Annotated in this window: 10 protein-coding genes; 4 read left to right on the top strand and 6 right to left on the bottom strand. The window is 62.6% G+C overall.

The annotated features are described in order from the left end of the window. Positions 1-76: 76 nt before the first annotated feature. The 5 genes from NW858_RS09485 to NW858_RS09465 all read right to left on the bottom strand — a co-directional run bounded on the left by NW858_RS09485 (position 77) and on the right by NW858_RS09465 (position 10,647). Positions 77-2,026: a tetratricopeptide repeat protein gene (locus NW858_RS09485; RefSeq protein ID WP_414426983.1), complete on the bottom strand. Its 1,950-nt coding sequence runs from the start codon at positions 2,024-2,026 to the stop codon at positions 77-79. 15 nt (positions 2,027-2,041) lie between these two features. After that, on the bottom strand, positions 2,042-3,523 hold the full coding sequence (locus NW858_RS09480) for a site-2 protease family protein (RefSeq protein ID WP_414520370.1): 1,482 nt from the start codon (positions 3,521-3,523) through the stop codon (positions 2,042-2,044). A gap of 47 nt (positions 3,524-3,570) precedes the next feature. Then, the gene (gene acsF, locus NW858_RS09475) at positions 3,571-4,662 is read right to left on the bottom strand and encodes a magnesium-protoporphyrin IX monomethyl ester (oxidative) cyclase (protein ID WP_414520369.1); all 1,092 of its coding nucleotides are present in this window, start codon (positions 4,660-4,662) and stop codon (positions 3,571-3,573) included. A 98-nt stretch (positions 4,663-4,760) separates the two neighbouring features. Next, positions 4,761-9,368 carry a glutamate synthase large subunit gene (gltB, locus tag NW858_RS09470; RefSeq protein ID WP_414520368.1) on the bottom strand — a complete coding sequence of 1,536 codons (4,608 nt, stop codon included), beginning with the start codon at positions 9,366-9,368 and terminating at the stop codon, positions 4,761-4,763. Positions 9,369-9,660: 292 nt separating this feature from the next. Beyond that, on the bottom strand, positions 9,661-10,647 hold the full coding sequence (locus NW858_RS09465) for a hypothetical protein (RefSeq protein ID WP_414334301.1): 987 nt from the start codon (positions 10,645-10,647) through the stop codon (positions 9,661-9,663). 358 nt (positions 10,648-11,005) lie between these two features. Between NW858_RS09465 and NW858_RS09460 the strand changes: the two genes are divergently transcribed. Both NW858_RS09460 and NW858_RS09455 read left to right on the top strand, forming a co-directional pair. Continuing rightward, positions 11,006-12,016, top strand: coding sequence for an ATP-binding cassette domain-containing protein (locus NW858_RS09460; RefSeq protein WP_414520367.1), 1,011 nt, complete (start codon positions 11,006-11,008; stop codon positions 12,014-12,016). Between the two features lie 54 nt (positions 12,017-12,070). Next, the gene (locus tag NW858_RS09455) at positions 12,071-12,925 is read left to right on the top strand and encodes an ABC transporter permease (RefSeq protein WP_414334304.1); all 855 of its coding nucleotides are present in this window, start codon (positions 12,071-12,073) and stop codon (positions 12,923-12,925) included. Between the two features lie 24 nt (positions 12,926-12,949). Here NW858_RS09455 and NW858_RS09450 read toward each other — a convergent pair whose 3' ends face one another. Beyond that, positions 12,950-13,165: a hypothetical protein gene (locus NW858_RS09450; RefSeq protein ID WP_414334306.1), complete on the bottom strand. Its 216-nt coding sequence runs from the start codon at positions 13,163-13,165 to the stop codon at positions 12,950-12,952. 118 nt (positions 13,166-13,283) lie between these two features. Between NW858_RS09450 and NW858_RS09445 the strand changes: the two genes are divergently transcribed. Both NW858_RS09445 and thiL read left to right on the top strand, forming a co-directional pair. After that, a complete protein-coding gene (locus NW858_RS09445) occupies positions 13,284-13,934 on the top strand; it encodes a class I SAM-dependent methyltransferase (RefSeq protein WP_414520366.1) in 651 nt (216 codons plus the stop codon). An 82-nt stretch (positions 13,935-14,016) separates the two neighbouring features. Then, complete coding sequence (gene thiL, locus NW858_RS09440) at positions 14,017-15,039, top strand: thiamine-phosphate kinase (protein WP_414520365.1); 1,023 nt, start codon at positions 14,017-14,019, stop codon at positions 15,037-15,039. The last annotated feature ends 94 nt before the right edge of the window (positions 15,040-15,133 follow it).

Genomic DNA, 15,133 nt, shown 5'->3' with positions numbered 1-15,133 from the left:
CCCCTCTCCCACAAAGGAGAGGGGCTGGGGGTGAGGGCGTCTCAATCTTGTTTGAAACGACTGTGATTTCTCACACCTATAGGCTTTGCAACCAGGCTTCCAGGGCGCGGATGGGGGCCGGATCCCGGTAGACGCGCTCCTGGCGGGCTTTTACCTGCTGGCCCATCTGTTCGCGCCAGCGGTCATCCAGGCCCAGCCGCACGGCAATCTGGACATACTCATCTAGGTTAGAGGCGATGGTTGCGTGGATCCCCATCTGCTGCAGGATGGCGTAGGTGTGGCGACCCCGCATCAGGGATCCCGGCAGCGTGACGATGGGCAGGCCGTGGGGCAGGGCTTCCAGGGTGGTGTTGCCGCCAGACCAGCCAATGCTGTCCAGGTAAACATCTCCCAGGGCGTTGTAGGCGGCATATTGGGCGGGGGAGAGTTCCGGCAGCAGCAGCACATAGTCTTCCGCGGCCAGGCCGTAGGCGCGGAAGGCCCGCTGCAGCCGTTGCCAAAAGCGCTGGCGGATCCCTTGGGAGAGGCGGCCCCGCAAAAACAGGAATTGACACCGCCCCACCTCCCGAGCAATGCGGGGGAAGACCTCGTCGTACAGGGGCAGGTACTTAAACAGAGATTGGGCGCAGAGGTAGAGCACCCTATCGGGATCCATACCCCAGGCTGGCCAGTCCACAGGGGCGGGGTCAATAGCCAGAGGAATGTAGTAGGTGCCGATGCCGGGCAGGGGCAGGAGCTGCTCGGTGTAGTGGCCGGTCCCATCCGACGGCTCCATCAGTTCGCTGCTGATGAAAACGTCCAGCGTTGGCAGGCCAGAGGTTTGCGGATGTCCCCAGGCCATGGCCTGCACAGGGGCCAAACGCAAGGCGGCCAACTGGGCGCAGACGGGATCGATGCCCACTTCCGGGTAGAGGAGCACGTCCAGTTGCGCCTCTCGAATGATCGCCTGCCACTCCGCCAAGCTTCGGGATCCGGCTATAAACTGCTCAAAACGCGGTGGCAGGGAGCGCGTAATCTCGTCTTGGACGGCCGAGGTGTGGAAGCCGTAGAGGGCCACTTGGGAGCGATCCAAAGCTTCTACCCAGCCGTGGGTCAGGATCTTCCAAACAGAGTGATCCCGGAACAGGCCGGAGACGATGCCCACCCGCAGCCGCCCAGGACGGCGCCGCAGGAGAACGGGGGGCTGGGGGTGGCGGGCCGCCATCACCTCCCCCACCAGGGATCCGTACAGGTGCTGCAGCTCGCGGTCGTTCTGGCCCTGGTAGGGCAAAAAGAAGGGTTGGACGGAGCCAACACCAGCAGCCGCCCGCTCCAGGGTTTTGGGATCCCGCGGCAGTTGTGCCCAGCGGGCCCTGACCTGTTCCAGGGCCTGGCGGTAGCGCTCCCGGGCAACTGGGATCTGCTCAGAAGTGTCGTAGAGCAGGGGCAACTGGCTGACACACCAGCCCAGGGCCGCCGCCAAATCGGCCGGATCGGCTTGCCAGAGGCGGTAGAACAGCTCGGCAGCTTCCTCCTCCCGGCCACAGTCCCGCAGCAGGATGGCCAGCGTATAGGCAGCATCGGCAAAGTCTGGCTGCAACTCCAGAGCCTGCCTCAGCGGCACCAGGGCCGCCTCCAACTCCCCCTGCTGCCGCAGCACCAGTCCCAACTGGTACAGAACTTCCGGATCCGGTCCCCCCTGCTCCAAGGCCTGCTGGAGGTGGGCTTTTGCCTCCCCCAGCCGCCCCGCCTGCTTGAGAACAATGCCCAAATTCAAGTGGGCGTCGGGAAACCACGGCTGCTGCGCCAAGGCCTGCTGCATCAGGGCAATGGCTTCTTCCAGGGATCCCTGCTGCTGCCGACAGACCCCCAAGAGGTGCAGCGCCTCCGGGTGGGCAGGCTGGGCTTGCAACACCTGTTGGTAGAGGGAGATGGCCTCCTGCAGTTGCCCCGCCTGGTGATGGTGGACAGCCTGAAGCAGCAGGCGCTGCAGGTGCTTCTCTCTGTTATCTCGGCTGGGACCAAAGCCCTTTCCCGGCGGCGACATCGAGCTTCCCAGACTTTAGCCGTTGGGGAGGTTGAGGAAGCCCGCCAAGGCCGGGGCAATGGGCAGCAGGGTCATCACCATCAAAAAGAGGGCCAGCAGCGCCAAGGCATCCCGTTGGCCGTCGGTCTCGGTAATCTCATCCTGCGGCGGACGCTCCGGCTCGCGGGCAATAAAGAGAATCAGCAGCGCCCAGTAGAGAGCCAAAACGTTACTGATGGCCGCCACCGCCAGGGCAATCAGGGTAATCACTGTGGCACGTGCCGCCGTCTTGCGCCCGTACACCGCCTGCACGATCCGCCCGCCATCCAACTGGCCCGCTGGCAGCAGGCTCAAGGCGGTGATGGCCAGGCCAATCCAGCCCACGGCCACGAAGGGGTGAATGGGCACCAGCTCCGCCTGCAACTGGGATCCCAGCACCAGCCGCGCCAGCGTGCCCACCAGGATGGAACTACGGAAGATCTCCGTGGGCACGTATAGGCCACCGGAGCCGGAGAGCTTCAGGCCAACCAGCAGCACCACCAAGGAAAGGAGACCCCCCGCCGCCGGGCCGGCAAAGGCAATGTCAAACAGGGCCTTGCGGTTGGGCACCGGCGACTGGATGCGGTTTAGGGATCCCAGCGTGCCGATCCCCAAACTGGGAATAACAAAAGCTGGGCTGAGGCGTACGCCGTACTTGCCGGCCATCCAGCGGTGTCCGGTCTCGTGCACCAGCAAAATGGCAAAGATCCCCGCCGCCACCGGCAGGGCCTCCACCCAGCGCCCCGGCGACTCCAACAGCCGAAAGCCCAACAGATTTGCCCCCACCTCCAAAGTGGCCAGAAAGCTAGCTATCATTAGGCCCGCAGCCAGGATCTGTGCCCCTATCGAAGCGCGGTAGTTGACAATCTCATCTGGCAAGACCACCACCGCCGGCTTTTCCGAGGCATCCTCCACCAAAAACAGTTGGTAGCGGCCGCCCACTCGTTCCTTCAGCTTTTCTGTCAGCAGGGGCACCACCACCTCTGCCTCGCCGCGCAGGTTGCCCTTGAAGATCGCCCCCTCCCCATAGGGGATGGTCTCGGTGACGAAGAAGGTGTCCAGACCGAAGATGGATTGAATCGCCTGCAAATCTTCCGCAGAGATGCCCCGCAAGACCAAAGGTTGCTCGACAGGCGTCTCCCCAGCCCCTTCCGAGGGGATTTCCTGTCGCTCCTCCATCTGGGCCAACTGCTGCCGCCGCGCCTGCAGCTCCTGCTGGGCCAACTGGCGGGCTTTGCGCCCCACGGCAATGTAGAGCCCCGTGAACACCAGCAATAGCAGCAGGAAGCCAGCAAAGCTGAGGTAAACCCCAAACAGCAGCAGCCCCAGGAAGACCACCCACGGCAAAAGGAGCAGGGATCCCTGGAACCACACCCAGACGGCCAGGGATCCCCGCCGGCGGGCTCGCCAGAAACCCCAACCCAAAAACGCCAGCGTTCCCAACAAAAAGAGGGGCGTAATCTCGGCGGCGATGTTCATGGCTGACCTACGAGGCTTACCGATACTGAGCTGGGATCAAGAGCCGCTCAAGCAGAAACAGCCGCTTCTTCAAAACGAGGCTCCGGCTGCTCCCACAAGTAAAAGCCAGCTTTGCGCGGTTTGAGCAGGAACAGCTGCAGGAACTGGTAGGCGTTGTTGAGGTAAAGGGGCAGCTTACGCAGGCCCTTGAAGGGGCCAGATCCGCGGGCAATCTCCCTCAACTTGGCGTTGTTGGCCACGCACTTCTGCAGCCGGCGCACAAACTCCGGGTTCTCCACATCCAGCACCACCGGGAAGACCTTGGCCGCCTCGCGGTTGGTCTTGTAGATCACCTCCATATCGTAGGTATGCGGATCCAAACCGATGAGACGGTAGAAATCCGGGCGCTCGCCCACGTCGTTGAGGTACATGGTGGCAAACACCGACAGCAGGAAGAAGCGGCACCACAGCTCCGCCACCCATCCCTTGAGCAGCCGCGGCTGGCTCAGGAGCATGAGGGCAAAGAAATCGCCGTGGCGGTTCTCGTCCTGGCACCAGTTCTTGAAGAAGTTGAAGATGGGGTAGATGCGGTCTTCGGGGTGAGCTTCGAGGTGGCGGTAGATAAGGATGTAGCGCCAGTAGCCGATCTTCTCGGAGAGATAGGTGGCGTAGAAGATGAAGCGGGGCGCGAAATAGGTGTAGGACTTGTGCTTGGTCAGGAAGCTCAGATCCAAGGCCAAGTTAAAGTCGCCCATGGCGCGGTTGAGGAAGCCGGCGTGGCGGGCCTCGTCGCGGCTCATCAGGGCAAAGCACTCAGCCAAAACCGGGTTGGTCTCCTTCAGCTTGCGAGATAGCTCCTTGTAGAGCAGGAAGCCAGAGAACTCCGCCGTGCAGGAGCGCTCCAAAAACTCCACAAACAGCCGTCGCGCCTCCGGATCAAGCCGGCTTTCCCAATCTTGGTTGAACTCCTCGCCGCGGACAAAGTGGTGGCGATTGTAGTCGGCGCGAAACTCCTCCAGGATGGCCCGGAAGTCGGCCTCTCGATCGCCTAACCCCATCTTGCCGATGGCCTCGAAGTCGGTGGTGTAGAAGCGCGGTGTCAGGATGGTCTCGGTGGGCACTCGCGCCTGGGTTTGGGCAGCTTGCAAAGTGGAACTCATAGGGGTTACAGGATGAAAAGGCCAGGATACACTCGCAGTTTACCAGCCTCTTTGGCCGTCGAGGGGATAAGAAGTGTTACCGACAGGCCCCCGATCCCCTACGACGGCAGCGCCACCGGCTGGGATCGCGCCGGATCCGTCAGCTCACTCCCCTCCTCCGAAGGCGGGATCACCTGCCAAAACAGGGGCAAGTAGCGCTCCCAGTTCTGCAGGATGCGCTCAGCTTTGGGGGAATGGGTGCGGCGGTAGTGCTCCTGGATCAGGCCCTTCAGTTGTGCTTCCGCCGCCGCTGTTTGCAGCCGCTGGATGCGCACGATCTCGCCGTTGACCTTGGCGGGGAAGTTGCCCTCTTCATCCAATACGTAGGCCAGGCCGCCGGTCATGCCCGCCCCCAGGTTGCGGCCCACCCGCCCCAGCACCACCACCACGCCGCCGGTCATGTATTCGCAGCAGTGGTCGCCGGATCCCTCGATTACCGCCTGAGCGCCGGAGTTGCGCACGGCAAAGCGCTCTCCCGCCTGGCCGTTGGCAAACAGGGATCCGCCGGTGGCCCCGTACAGACAGGTGTTGCCTAGGATCACGTTTTCTGCTGGATCCCGCGGAGCTTCTGGGGGAGCCAGAATGACAATTTCACCGCCACACATGCTCTTACCCACGTAGTCGTTGGCTTCCCCCGTCAGGGTCAGGCGCATGCCCGCCAAGGTAAAGGCCCCAAAGCTCTGGCCGGCGCTGCCCACAAAGCGCAGATCCAGTAGCCCCCCTTGTCGGGCAAAGCCGGTATCCCCATACAGCCGGGCCAGGGTGCCGGCAATGCGTCCGCCCACGCAGCGATCCGTGTTGGCGATGGGGAGCTCCACTGTAGCTGTGTCGCAGGTCTCGATGGCCTTTTGCACCTCGGGCCGCGTCAGGATTGCCTCGTCCAGCACCGGGCCGTTGCCATGCACCAGCTCATGGTCTATCCACTCGGGCCGCTGGTGGGGATCGAAGCCGGGGGGAGTCCGCAGCAGATAGTCCAAGTTGAGGGACTGGGTTTTCTCCAGAGCCGCCTCGGTACGGGGGCAGAGTAGATCCACCCGGCCGATCACCTCCTCCAAGGAGCGGTAGCCCAGTTGGGCTAGGACTTGGCGCACCTCCTCGGCCACAAAGGTAAAGAAAGTTACTACCTGGTCAGGAGTGCCGGGGAAGCGCTTGCGCAGCTCCTCTTTCTGGCTGGTCACCCCCACCGGGCAGTTGTTGGTGTGGCAGACCCGCGCCATGATGCACCCCTCGGCAATCATGGCCACTGTCCCGAAGCCAAACTCTTCCGCCCCCAGCATGGCCGCCATCACCACTTCCCAGCCGGTGCGAATGCCGCCGTCCACCCGCAGAATCACCCGCTGCCGCAGTCCGTTTTCCAAAAGGGCGTGATGCACTTCCACCAGGCCCAGCTCCCAGGGCGCCCCCGCGTGTTTGATCGAGCTCAAAGGAGAAGCCCCCGTGCCTCCCTCGTGGCCGGAGATCTGGATGATGTCGGCATTGGCCTTGGCCACCCCCGCCGCCACGGTGCCGATGCCCACCTCCGCCACCAGCTTCACCGACACCTGCGCCTGCGGGTTGACCTGGTGCAGGTCGAAGATCAACTGGGCCAGATCCTCAATCGAGTAGATGTCGTGGTGGGGCGGCGGCGAGATCAAGGTCACCCCCGGCTTGGAGCGGCGCAGCTTGGCAATGTAGGGGCTGACCTTTTTGCCCGGCAGTTGTCCGCCCTCGCCCGGCTTGGCTCCCTGGGCAATTTTGATCTCGATTTGCCGCGCGTTGAGCAGGTACTCTGGCGTCACGCCAAAGCGGCCCGAAGCCACCTGCTTCACTGCCGAGCTGGCGTTGTCCCCCATGCGCAGGCCCTTCAGGTGGGGGAAGCGCGCCGAGGTGCCCTCCGGCGTCACATCGGTGATGGGGATGTAGCGCTCCGGATCTTCTCCACCTTCGCCGGAGTTGGACTTGCCGCCAATGCGGTTCATGGCAATGGCTAGGGTCTCGTGGGCCTCGCGGCTGAGGGCCCCTAGCGACATTCCCCCCGTGGCAAAGCGCTTGAAGATCTCGGTGGCCGGCTCTACCTCTTCTAGGGGAATGGGATCCCGGTCGCTGCGAAAGTCCAGCAGATCCCGCAGGGCTGTGGGGGGGCGGTGGCGCAGATGGGCCCGGTAGATCTCGTAGTGGTCGGGCTGTCCTGAGGCGATGGCCTTGTGCAGCAGCTTGGCCATCTCCGGGCTGTTGATGTGGTACTCCCCCTTGGGCCGCGCTTGGATAAAGCCAAAGTTCTCCAATTTTTTCGCGCTCAGCTCGGGGAAGGCGCGGCAGTGGTTGGCCATGCCCTCGCGGGCCAGATCTGCCAGCGTCATCCCCCCGACCCGCGACACCGTGCCGCGGAAGGCCAGCTCGATCACCTCTTGGCTGAGGCCGATGGCCTCGAAGATCTGCGCCCCGTGGTAGCTGGAGAGCAGAGAAATGCCCATCTTGGAGAGGATCTTGAGCAAGCCTGCCTCGATGGCCGTGCGGTACTTCAGTTGGGCTTCGGCCAGAGAGAGCTGGGGCAGCTTGCCGGTGGCCATTTGGGTTTGCGTCTTGGGCTTGTGCCACCACTGCCGCACCGCCTCGTAGGCCAGGTAGGGGCAGACAGCGCTGGCCCCATAGCCGATCAGGCAGGCAAAGTGGTGGGTACTCCAGCATTGGGCGGTCTCCACCACCAGAGAAGCGCGTAGGCGCAGCCCCTCCTGGATGAGGTGATGGTGGACGGCACCCACGGCCAGCAGAGGCGGAATCAAGGCTTGCTCAGCACTGAGACCGCGATCCGAGAGGATCAAGATCTCGGCCCCCTCCCGCACCGCCTGCGCCGCCTCTTGGCACAGGGCCCGCACCTGAGCGGCCAGCCCTTCTGGCCCAGCGGCTACCGGGTAGAGGATGGGCAGCGTCCGGCAAGAGAAAGGCGTCCGCTGCAGGGCAGCTAGCTCCGCCTCGTTGAGCACCGGGCTGCGTAGGTGCAGCAGGCGAGCATGCTCCGGACGGATCTCCAGCAGGTTGCCTTTGGATCCCAGGTACACCTCCAAAGACATCACCAAGCTTTCCCGCAGGGGATCGATGGCCGGGTTGGTGACCTGGGCAAAGCGCTGCTTGAAGTAGTCGTAAAGGGGGTGGGGCTGGGTGGAGAACACCGCCAGCGGCGCGTCGTCCCCCATGCTGAAAACCGGCTCCTTGCCTGTGGCCGCCATCTCCTCGATGATCATCTCCACATCTTCCGAGGAGTAGCCGCAGGCGGTTTGAACCTGCAGCAACTGCTCCTCCGCAAGCTGCGGGGCAACCTCAAAGTCTTGGCTGGCCAGCTGGACGCGGCAGGTCTTGAGCCATTCCCCATAAGGGTGTTGGGCCGCCACCCGAGCTTTGATCTCCCAGTTTTTGTAGAGCCGGCCACTTTGCAGATCCACCGTCAGCATCTGCCCTGGTCCCAGCCGCCCCTTTTCTAGGATCTCGGCTTCCGGCAGGGGAACCACCCCGGCTTCTGAAGCCACCACCAGCAACCCATCGCGGCTGAGGGCGTAGCGGGCCGGGCGCAGGCCATTGCGATCTAGAGTGGCGCCAATGGTTTTGCCGTCGCAGAAGACCACCATGGCCGGCCCGTCCCACGCTTCCTGCAGGCCGGCGAAAAACTCGTAGAAGTCCACCACTTCCGGGTGATCCTGCAGCTCTGGTTGGTGGCGGTAGGCTTCCGGGATCAGCGCCATCATCGCCTGCTGACTGGAGTAGCCCGACGCGATCAAGAGCTCGAAGACCGCATCCAAGCCTGCCGAGTCGCTGGTGCCGGGATCGATGACGGGTTTGAGCTCTTCGATGGCCTCGCCCCAGAGGGGATGGGCCAAAGAGGGCTCGCGGGCAGCCATCCAGTTGACATTGCCCAGGTAGGTGTTGATCTCGCCGTTGTGGCAGAGGTAGCGGAAGGGCTGGGCCAGCGACCAGCGGGGCAGGGTGTTGGTGCTGAAGCGGCGGTGGTAGGTGGCGTAGGCGGTGGTGTAGAGGGGGTTGTGCAGATCGCGGTAAAACTGGCCCAACACGGCTGACTGCACCATGCCTTTGTAGACGATGAGCCGGCAGGAGAGGGAAGCAAAATAGATGGAGTAAAAGCCGAATCGGCTTTCCACCTGCCGCCGCAGGCGCCGCCGCAGCAAATAGAGCTGTCGCTCCAGCTCATCCCCCTCCAGCCTGGGATGGGTGAGGAGCATTTGCCAGATAGAAGGCAGGGTTTGTCGCGCCATTGGCCCCAGGCACTCCGGATTGACCGGCACCCGGCGCCAGAGGGGCCGTCCCCACTCCGTGGTGGCCAAGTAGTCGTCGATGAGCTGCCGCACTGCTTGGCACTCGGCGGGATCCGGGGGCAAGAACACCATGCCCACAGCACTGCGGCGGGGATCCCAAGCTCGGATCTCCTCCATCTCTGCCTGCAGCAGCGCCCAGGGAATGGCCGTGGCAATGCCGGCTCCATCGCCACTTTGGCTGTCCCCGCCGCAGCCGCCCCGGTGCTCCATGCAGGTGAGAGCTTGGAGGGTTTTTTGCAGCAGCTCGTGGCTAGCTCTCCCCTGGCGATCCACCAGGAACCCAACGCCGCAGGCATCCCGCTCTTGAAAGTGCCAGTTTTCCTGCAGGATAGGAACCGAAGCCTGGGAGCGATGGGGATTCATGGGCAGAAAAACAGCTCGGAGTCGATCACATTTTAGAGTTGGAAAACCAGCATATCGCAATCCAATCCGACAGGAAAAGGGGTTAGGCCCAAGTCAGGGCTAGATTTTGCCAATAGGGCAATCGAATAAGCCAGGAAAGCCAAAAAAGCTTGCCATGAACAGATTTTTCGAGTTTTTTTCGGCTAGCTTCTTCAGCAGACTTTGGACGATCTGGGAAAGCCAGGCCGTACATTCCAGCTTTTACTGGCTCCGCTTGCTGCAAACCGGCAGGTGGAAAGCTGTGGCTTAATTGTTATCTGAAGAAGTCAGAAAATGTATTGCGCAGATCGGAGAGCCGGTCGTTAAAGCAGGTGAGCCGATCAGCGGTGGAGTTCACCATCGTCAAGTCTGCCCTGCCGGTTGTGCCCTCGGATCCCAAGAGGGGAACGCTCATGCGGCTGGGATCCGCAGCATTCTGGGAGACGCGGATAACGGCTCGCTCGCGGTTGAACTGATAGGCTTCGGCCACGTAGCGGATGGGCTCGCTCAAGCTGGGATCCACCGGCAAGCTGGGGGCCGGCAAAAGATCCACCAGCTCGGTAAAGGTGCCGCTCCGCAGGCCCACCACGGCAGCAGCCCCCAACTGGTTACAGATGGCGATGAGCACCGGTTCCTGGGCGCTGGCGCTAACGTTGGCCAAGGTGACGGTGACGTTGGCCCGGCTGGGTGCCGGGGGATAAGTAACCTCAAAGATGCGGGCGGGAGCGTTGCCCAGCTCGTCGCGGGCGCGGAAGCGAAGTTGCCCCCTGTAGGGCAGGATGGAGGAGAAGTAGAGGCCAAAGCGGTCGCCGGGGCCCCGTCCGGGGATGTTGGCCTGGCGGGGGACGTAGGCGAGGACGGCGCGGCTTTGCCAGTTGTTGGGCGGCGCATAGGGCAGCAGCGGGCTACTGTCGAGGCTGGGAGGTTCTCTGGGAGGCGGATCCGGCTGGCCATCCCTGTTCAAGTCCAGGCCGTTGCCCAAAAAAGCCACCGAGCGTTGGAGAAGGATGGGGCGGTTTTGGTTATCGACCAGAGGAGGTCGCCCTTCCGCCAGCCCCGCATTTTCCACATAGACGTTGAAGGGGCGATTCAAGATCTGGTTGTCCCGCTGCCGCCGCAGGTTGAACTGAAGGTAGGGCCCCACCCCGCCTGCTGTCGGGGATCCCCCTGTAATTTCAAAGTCGTCAGCTCGCAAAAAGGCATTTTCCAGCGGGCTAAGCGGAGTTGTCGCCTCGCCGCAGCCGACCAGGCCGAGCGCCAAGATCGCCCAAGCTGCAAAAGATCCCAGTTTAGGTTTGATGAGATTTTGGATGAGAGATTGAAGAGGGGAAGTCGGGCCCGCACAGGTGGGATGCGCAGGCCAGCGGGCGAGCTCTGGTTTCAACATTCATCTCCTCCCCACAACAGACATTGGCGACCGTTCGGCGCGAGCGGGCTGAGCGGGAAATCGGCGAAAATCCACCTGCAGCCCCTCAGCGTCGCCTGAACCACTATATCCTGAGCCTCGGTCTGGATCCCACCATCCCAGGGAGTCGGCGGCTACAGAGCTGCCGAGAGGGGGCGCCCCCCCTTTCTCCTGAGCGGCTTGATAGCCTAGAAGGAGCGAAAGGTGGATACCCATGTCAGATACCCCTGCAGTCTTGGTAGAACAACTCCAGAAGCGCTACGGCTCCACAGTGGCCGTGGCAGATGTCTCCTTCCAAGTAGAGCCCGGCCAGATCTACGGCCTTCTCGGCCCCAACGGCGCCGGCAAAACCACCACTCTGCACTGCCTGTGCACCCTGCTGCGCCCTGACGCAGGTCGGATCGAGGTGTGCGGGATCCCGGTCAACCAAAATCCCAAGGCGGTACGGGAAAAGCTGGGCTTTGTTGCCCAGGAGGTGGCCTTGGATAAGGTGCTGACGGGGCGAGAATTGTTGCAGTTGCAGGCCGATCTCTACCACCTGCCTCGCCCCTTGGCCCAAGAGCGGATCGCCGCTGTCCTGGAATTGCTGGGGCTGGCCGACCGGGCCGACCAACGCATCGGCACCTACTCTGGCGGCTTGCGCAAACGCCTAGATCTGGCGGCAGGACTGCTGCACCAGCCGCAGGTGCTGGTTTTGGACGAGCCCACGGTGGGCCTGGATATCCCCAGCCGGCTGGCCATCTGGGGCTTTCTGCGCCAACTTAAAAACACCGGCGTTACGGTGGTGCTCAGCAGCCATTACCTGGAGGAGGTCGACCTGTTGGCCGACCGGGTGGCCATCATCGACCGCGGCAAGGTAATTGCCGAAGGCACGCCAGAAGAGCTAAAAGCCCGCGTCGGCGGCGAGCGCATCACTCTCAAGCTGCAGGAGTTTGCGCCGCCAGAACTGGCCCAGCGGGGGGCCGAACTGCTGGGATCCCTGCCCTTTGTCCAAAAAGTGGTGATCAACGGCGCCCAGGGCAACGCCCTCAACCTCGTGGTGCAGCGCAATGGGGAGGATCCCCTCAGCCAGATCCGCGCCCAGCTCGAGGCCCACGGGCTGGAGATCTTCAGCAGCACCCAATCCCGTCCCAGCTTGGATGACGTGTATTTGGCGGCAACCGGGCAAACGCTCCTGGATGCGGAGCTGGCTGCCGCCGAAGCCAACCTGGGCAAAAAGAAGTAGTTTTTCCCTGATTCCCGATCCCTACCTCATTCAAAACTTTGCAGGAGCCTTGGTATGACCTCTGCTGCTTCCCCAACCCCATCCAACCCAATTCCTCTATTTACAGCCGACTTTTGGCAGGAGACCTTTGCCCTCGCCCGCCGCTTGTTTATCCAACTGCAGCGTCGCCCCACAACCCTGCTGGTCGGCATCATCCAGCCGCTGCTCTGGTTGATTTTGTTCGGGGCCTTGTTCCAGAATGCCCCTGCCGGCATTTTCGGGGCCGGACAAAACTACACCCAGTTTTTGGGGGCAGGGGTGATCGTGTTTACGGCCTTCGGCGGGGCCTTGAATGCCGGCGTGCCGGTGATTTTCGACCGGGAATTTGGATTTTTAAACCGATTGTTGGTGGCTCCCCTCACCTCTCGCTTTTCCATTGTGCTGGCCTCTAGCCTGTTCATCGTCAGTTTGGCGCTGCTGCAGACGGCGGTGATCGTGGGGGCAGACTATGCCCTCGGAGCCGGGATCCCGGACGGGCGGGGCTTGGCGGTGGTGGCCCTGATCGTGGGCCTGTTGGTCTTGGGCTTTACAGCCCTGAGCTTAGGCCTGGCCTTTGCTATGCCGGGGCACCAGCAGTTGCTGGCCTTTATCTTTTTGGTGAATCTGCCACTGATCTTTTCCAGCACGGCTTTGGCTCCCCTCAGCTTTATGCCCACCTGGCTGCGCTGGGTGGCCAGCCTCAACCCGCTCACCTTTGCCATCGAGCCGATTCGACATGTTTACCGCAGCAGCCATTGGAGCTTTGCCGATGTGGTACTGCAGGCCCCCTGGGGCGACCTCACCCTGGCGGGATCCCTGGGCCTATTGACGGGGTTTGTGGTGGTGTCGGTTCTGCTGGTGCAGGGGGTGCTGCGCAAGAGTTTGGCTTGAGCACCTCTGCTCAGGCTGTGCCCCTCAAAGCCACTGGCGGGAGACGGACTTCTCCAGCTCCGCTTGCGCCTGCTGCACCAGGGCCTGGGGGCTGTCCTGAGCTGGGGAAACGTCCAGAGACGGGGTGAGGCTGCGGGCTTGCAGGGCCATGTGGAGCTGCAGCTCGGTTACATAGTCGCGCAGGCCAAAGCCAGCGGCAGAAGAGGAGCGAGCTGTCGAAGAAGCGTAAGACGCAGACATCACGGCAAGAAGTCCCTCGCAAAATTGCCACCGTCGCCCTGCTACGCTATCACGCCCGCCCCCTTTCTGAGGGTTCCAAAGTGTTAGCTTTGATTAAGCTTTGCAAAGGATTTTTGTCATGGCGGTTCTTGAAGATTGGCAGCGCTCCAAGTTGGATCCCAGCGACGATGCCTTCTTTTATGACTATCCCCGCTTTGTAACCCACGTGGATGCCGGCTTTATCGGCCAGCTCACCGACCTGTACCGCCGGTATTTGCGGCCCCAGACCCGCATTCTCGATCTGATGAGCAGTTGGGTTTCTCATCTGCCGCCGGAGATGGATTTTGCCCATGTGGAGGGGCATGGGATGAATGCCGAGGAACTGGCGGCCAACCCCCGGCTCCATCACTTCTTCATCCAGAACTTGAACCAAAACCCAATTCTGCCCTTCCCAGATCAATCCTTCGATGCGGTGCTGAATACGGTTTCGGTGCAATACCTGCAGCAGCCGGAAGAGGTGTTTGCCGAGGTGCACCGCATCCTCAAGCCCCAGGGCCTTTTCATTGTCAGCTTCTCCAACCGCATGTTTTTCCAGAAGGCGATTCAGGCTTGGCGGGACAGCTCGGAAGCAGAGCGGGTGGAGCTGGTCAAGCGCTATTTTAAGTCGGTGCCGGGGTTCGAGATTGTCGAGGCCATCCAGCGGCCTGTCCCCATGGGTTGGCTGAGCTTGTTGGCAGGAGGAGGCGGGGATCCCTTCTATGCCTTGATTGGACAGCGAGCGGCAGAATAAAGTTCTCCGGCTTGCCCATGGCACTATTGGATCCTGATATCCAGATCTCTCTTTCCGCTTTGTTTGTCCGCAAAAGGTGCCTTTGTTTTCCGGTCTTTCTCACAGCTCTCCTCAGCAAAGCGGCGATCCCTTTCCCCTGGAGATCTCAGCAATTGGCGAGGCAGGGCTGTTGCAGATCGTACAGCGCTACTGCCCTGACCAGGTGGTGGGGGATGACGCGGCAGTGTTGGCCGCTCCCAAGGGGCAGTTGGTGGTGACCACCGATGTCTTGGTGGAGGGGGTTCACTTCAGCGACTTGACCACCCCGGCCCATGCAGTGGGCTGGCGCGCGGTGGCGGCCAATCTCTCGGATCTGGCGGCGATGGGATCCCGTCCCCTGGCTTTGCTGGTGGGCCTGGGCCTGCCGGGATCCACGCCGGTGGCTTGGGTGGAGGAGCTCTATCGAGGGATGCAAGCCTGTTGTGCCCCTTGGGGAGCGGAATTGGTAGGGGGGGATCTGTGTCGGTCGCCGCAGCGGTTTGTGGCGATCACGGCTCTGGGATCGGTACAGCCGGGGCGGGCTATTGAGCGCAAACGGGCCCAGCCGGGCGATTGGCTGATCGTAACAGGGCCCCATGGCGACGCGCGGGCCGGCCTGGAGCTGCTGCTCCATCCCGAACAGGGATCCTCAGCCGCGGCAGCCGAGCGAGAGCAGTTAATCAGGGCGCACCAATATCCGCGCCCGCGCTTGGATCTATTACCCCTTTTGGAAGGGATCCCGGATCCTTTGCGCCTGGCCGGCATGGACACCAGCGATGGCTTGGCAGATGCTCTGGTGCAGGTGTGCCAGACCAGTGGGGTGGAGGCGCGGATCGAGGCGGAGCGGATCCCGATTTCGGCGGCTTTGCAACATGTTTTTCCGGGCCAAGCCCTGGAGTGGGCGCTCTACGGCGGGGAAGATTTTGAGCTGTTGCTCAGCGCCGAGCCCGCGCTGGCCCAGCGCCTTCTGGAACAGTTGCCGGGGGCGACCTGGATTGGGGAAGTAACCGGCTGGGATCCGCAGGGAACGGTGTGGTTGAGTGACGGACAACCCCTCAGCCGCCAGCACGCCTTCCAGCACTTTTGAGCCCCATCCCCCCTCTCCCTCGGGGAGAGGGGCTGGGGGTGAGGGCCTCAGGGAGAGGGGCTGGGGGTGAGGGCCTCTGGGAGCGGGGCTGGGG

Origin of the sequence: Synechococcus sp. H55.10, from assembly GCF_047502715.1 — a bacterium.
Taxonomy (GTDB): domain Bacteria; phylum Cyanobacteriota; class Cyanobacteriia; order Thermostichales; family Thermostichaceae; genus Thermostichus.
This window is presented reverse-complemented; position numbering and strand designations above follow the sequence as displayed.

Bases quoted from the DNA above. Each gene is read 5' to 3' on its own strand.
- NW858_RS09445 (WP_414520366.1), top strand. From the start codon at position 13,284: ATGGCGGTTCTTGAAGATTGGCAGCGCTCCAAGTTGGATCCCAGCGAC.
- gltB (WP_414520368.1), bottom strand. From the start codon at position 9,368: ATGAATCCCCATCGCTCCCAGGCTTCGGTTCCTATCCTGCAGGAAAAC.
- NW858_RS09480 (WP_414520370.1), bottom strand. From the start codon at position 3,523: ATGAACATCGCCGCCGAGATTACGCCCCTCTTTTTGTTGGGAACGCTG.
- acsF (WP_414520369.1), bottom strand. From the start codon at position 4,662: ATGAGTTCCACTTTGCAAGCTGCCCAAACCCAGGCGCGAGTGCCCACC.
- NW858_RS09455 (WP_414334304.1), top strand. From the start codon at position 12,071: ATGACCTCTGCTGCTTCCCCAACCCCATCCAACCCAATTCCTCTATTT.
- NW858_RS09450 (WP_414334306.1), bottom strand. From the start codon at position 13,165: ATGTCTGCGTCTTACGCTTCTTCGACAGCTCGCTCCTCTTCTGCCGCT.
- NW858_RS09460 (WP_414520367.1), top strand. From the start codon at position 11,006: ATGTCAGATACCCCTGCAGTCTTGGTAGAACAACTCCAGAAGCGCTAC.
- NW858_RS09485 (WP_414426983.1), bottom strand. From the start codon at position 2,026: ATGTCGCCGCCGGGAAAGGGCTTTGGTCCCAGCCGAGATAACAGAGAG.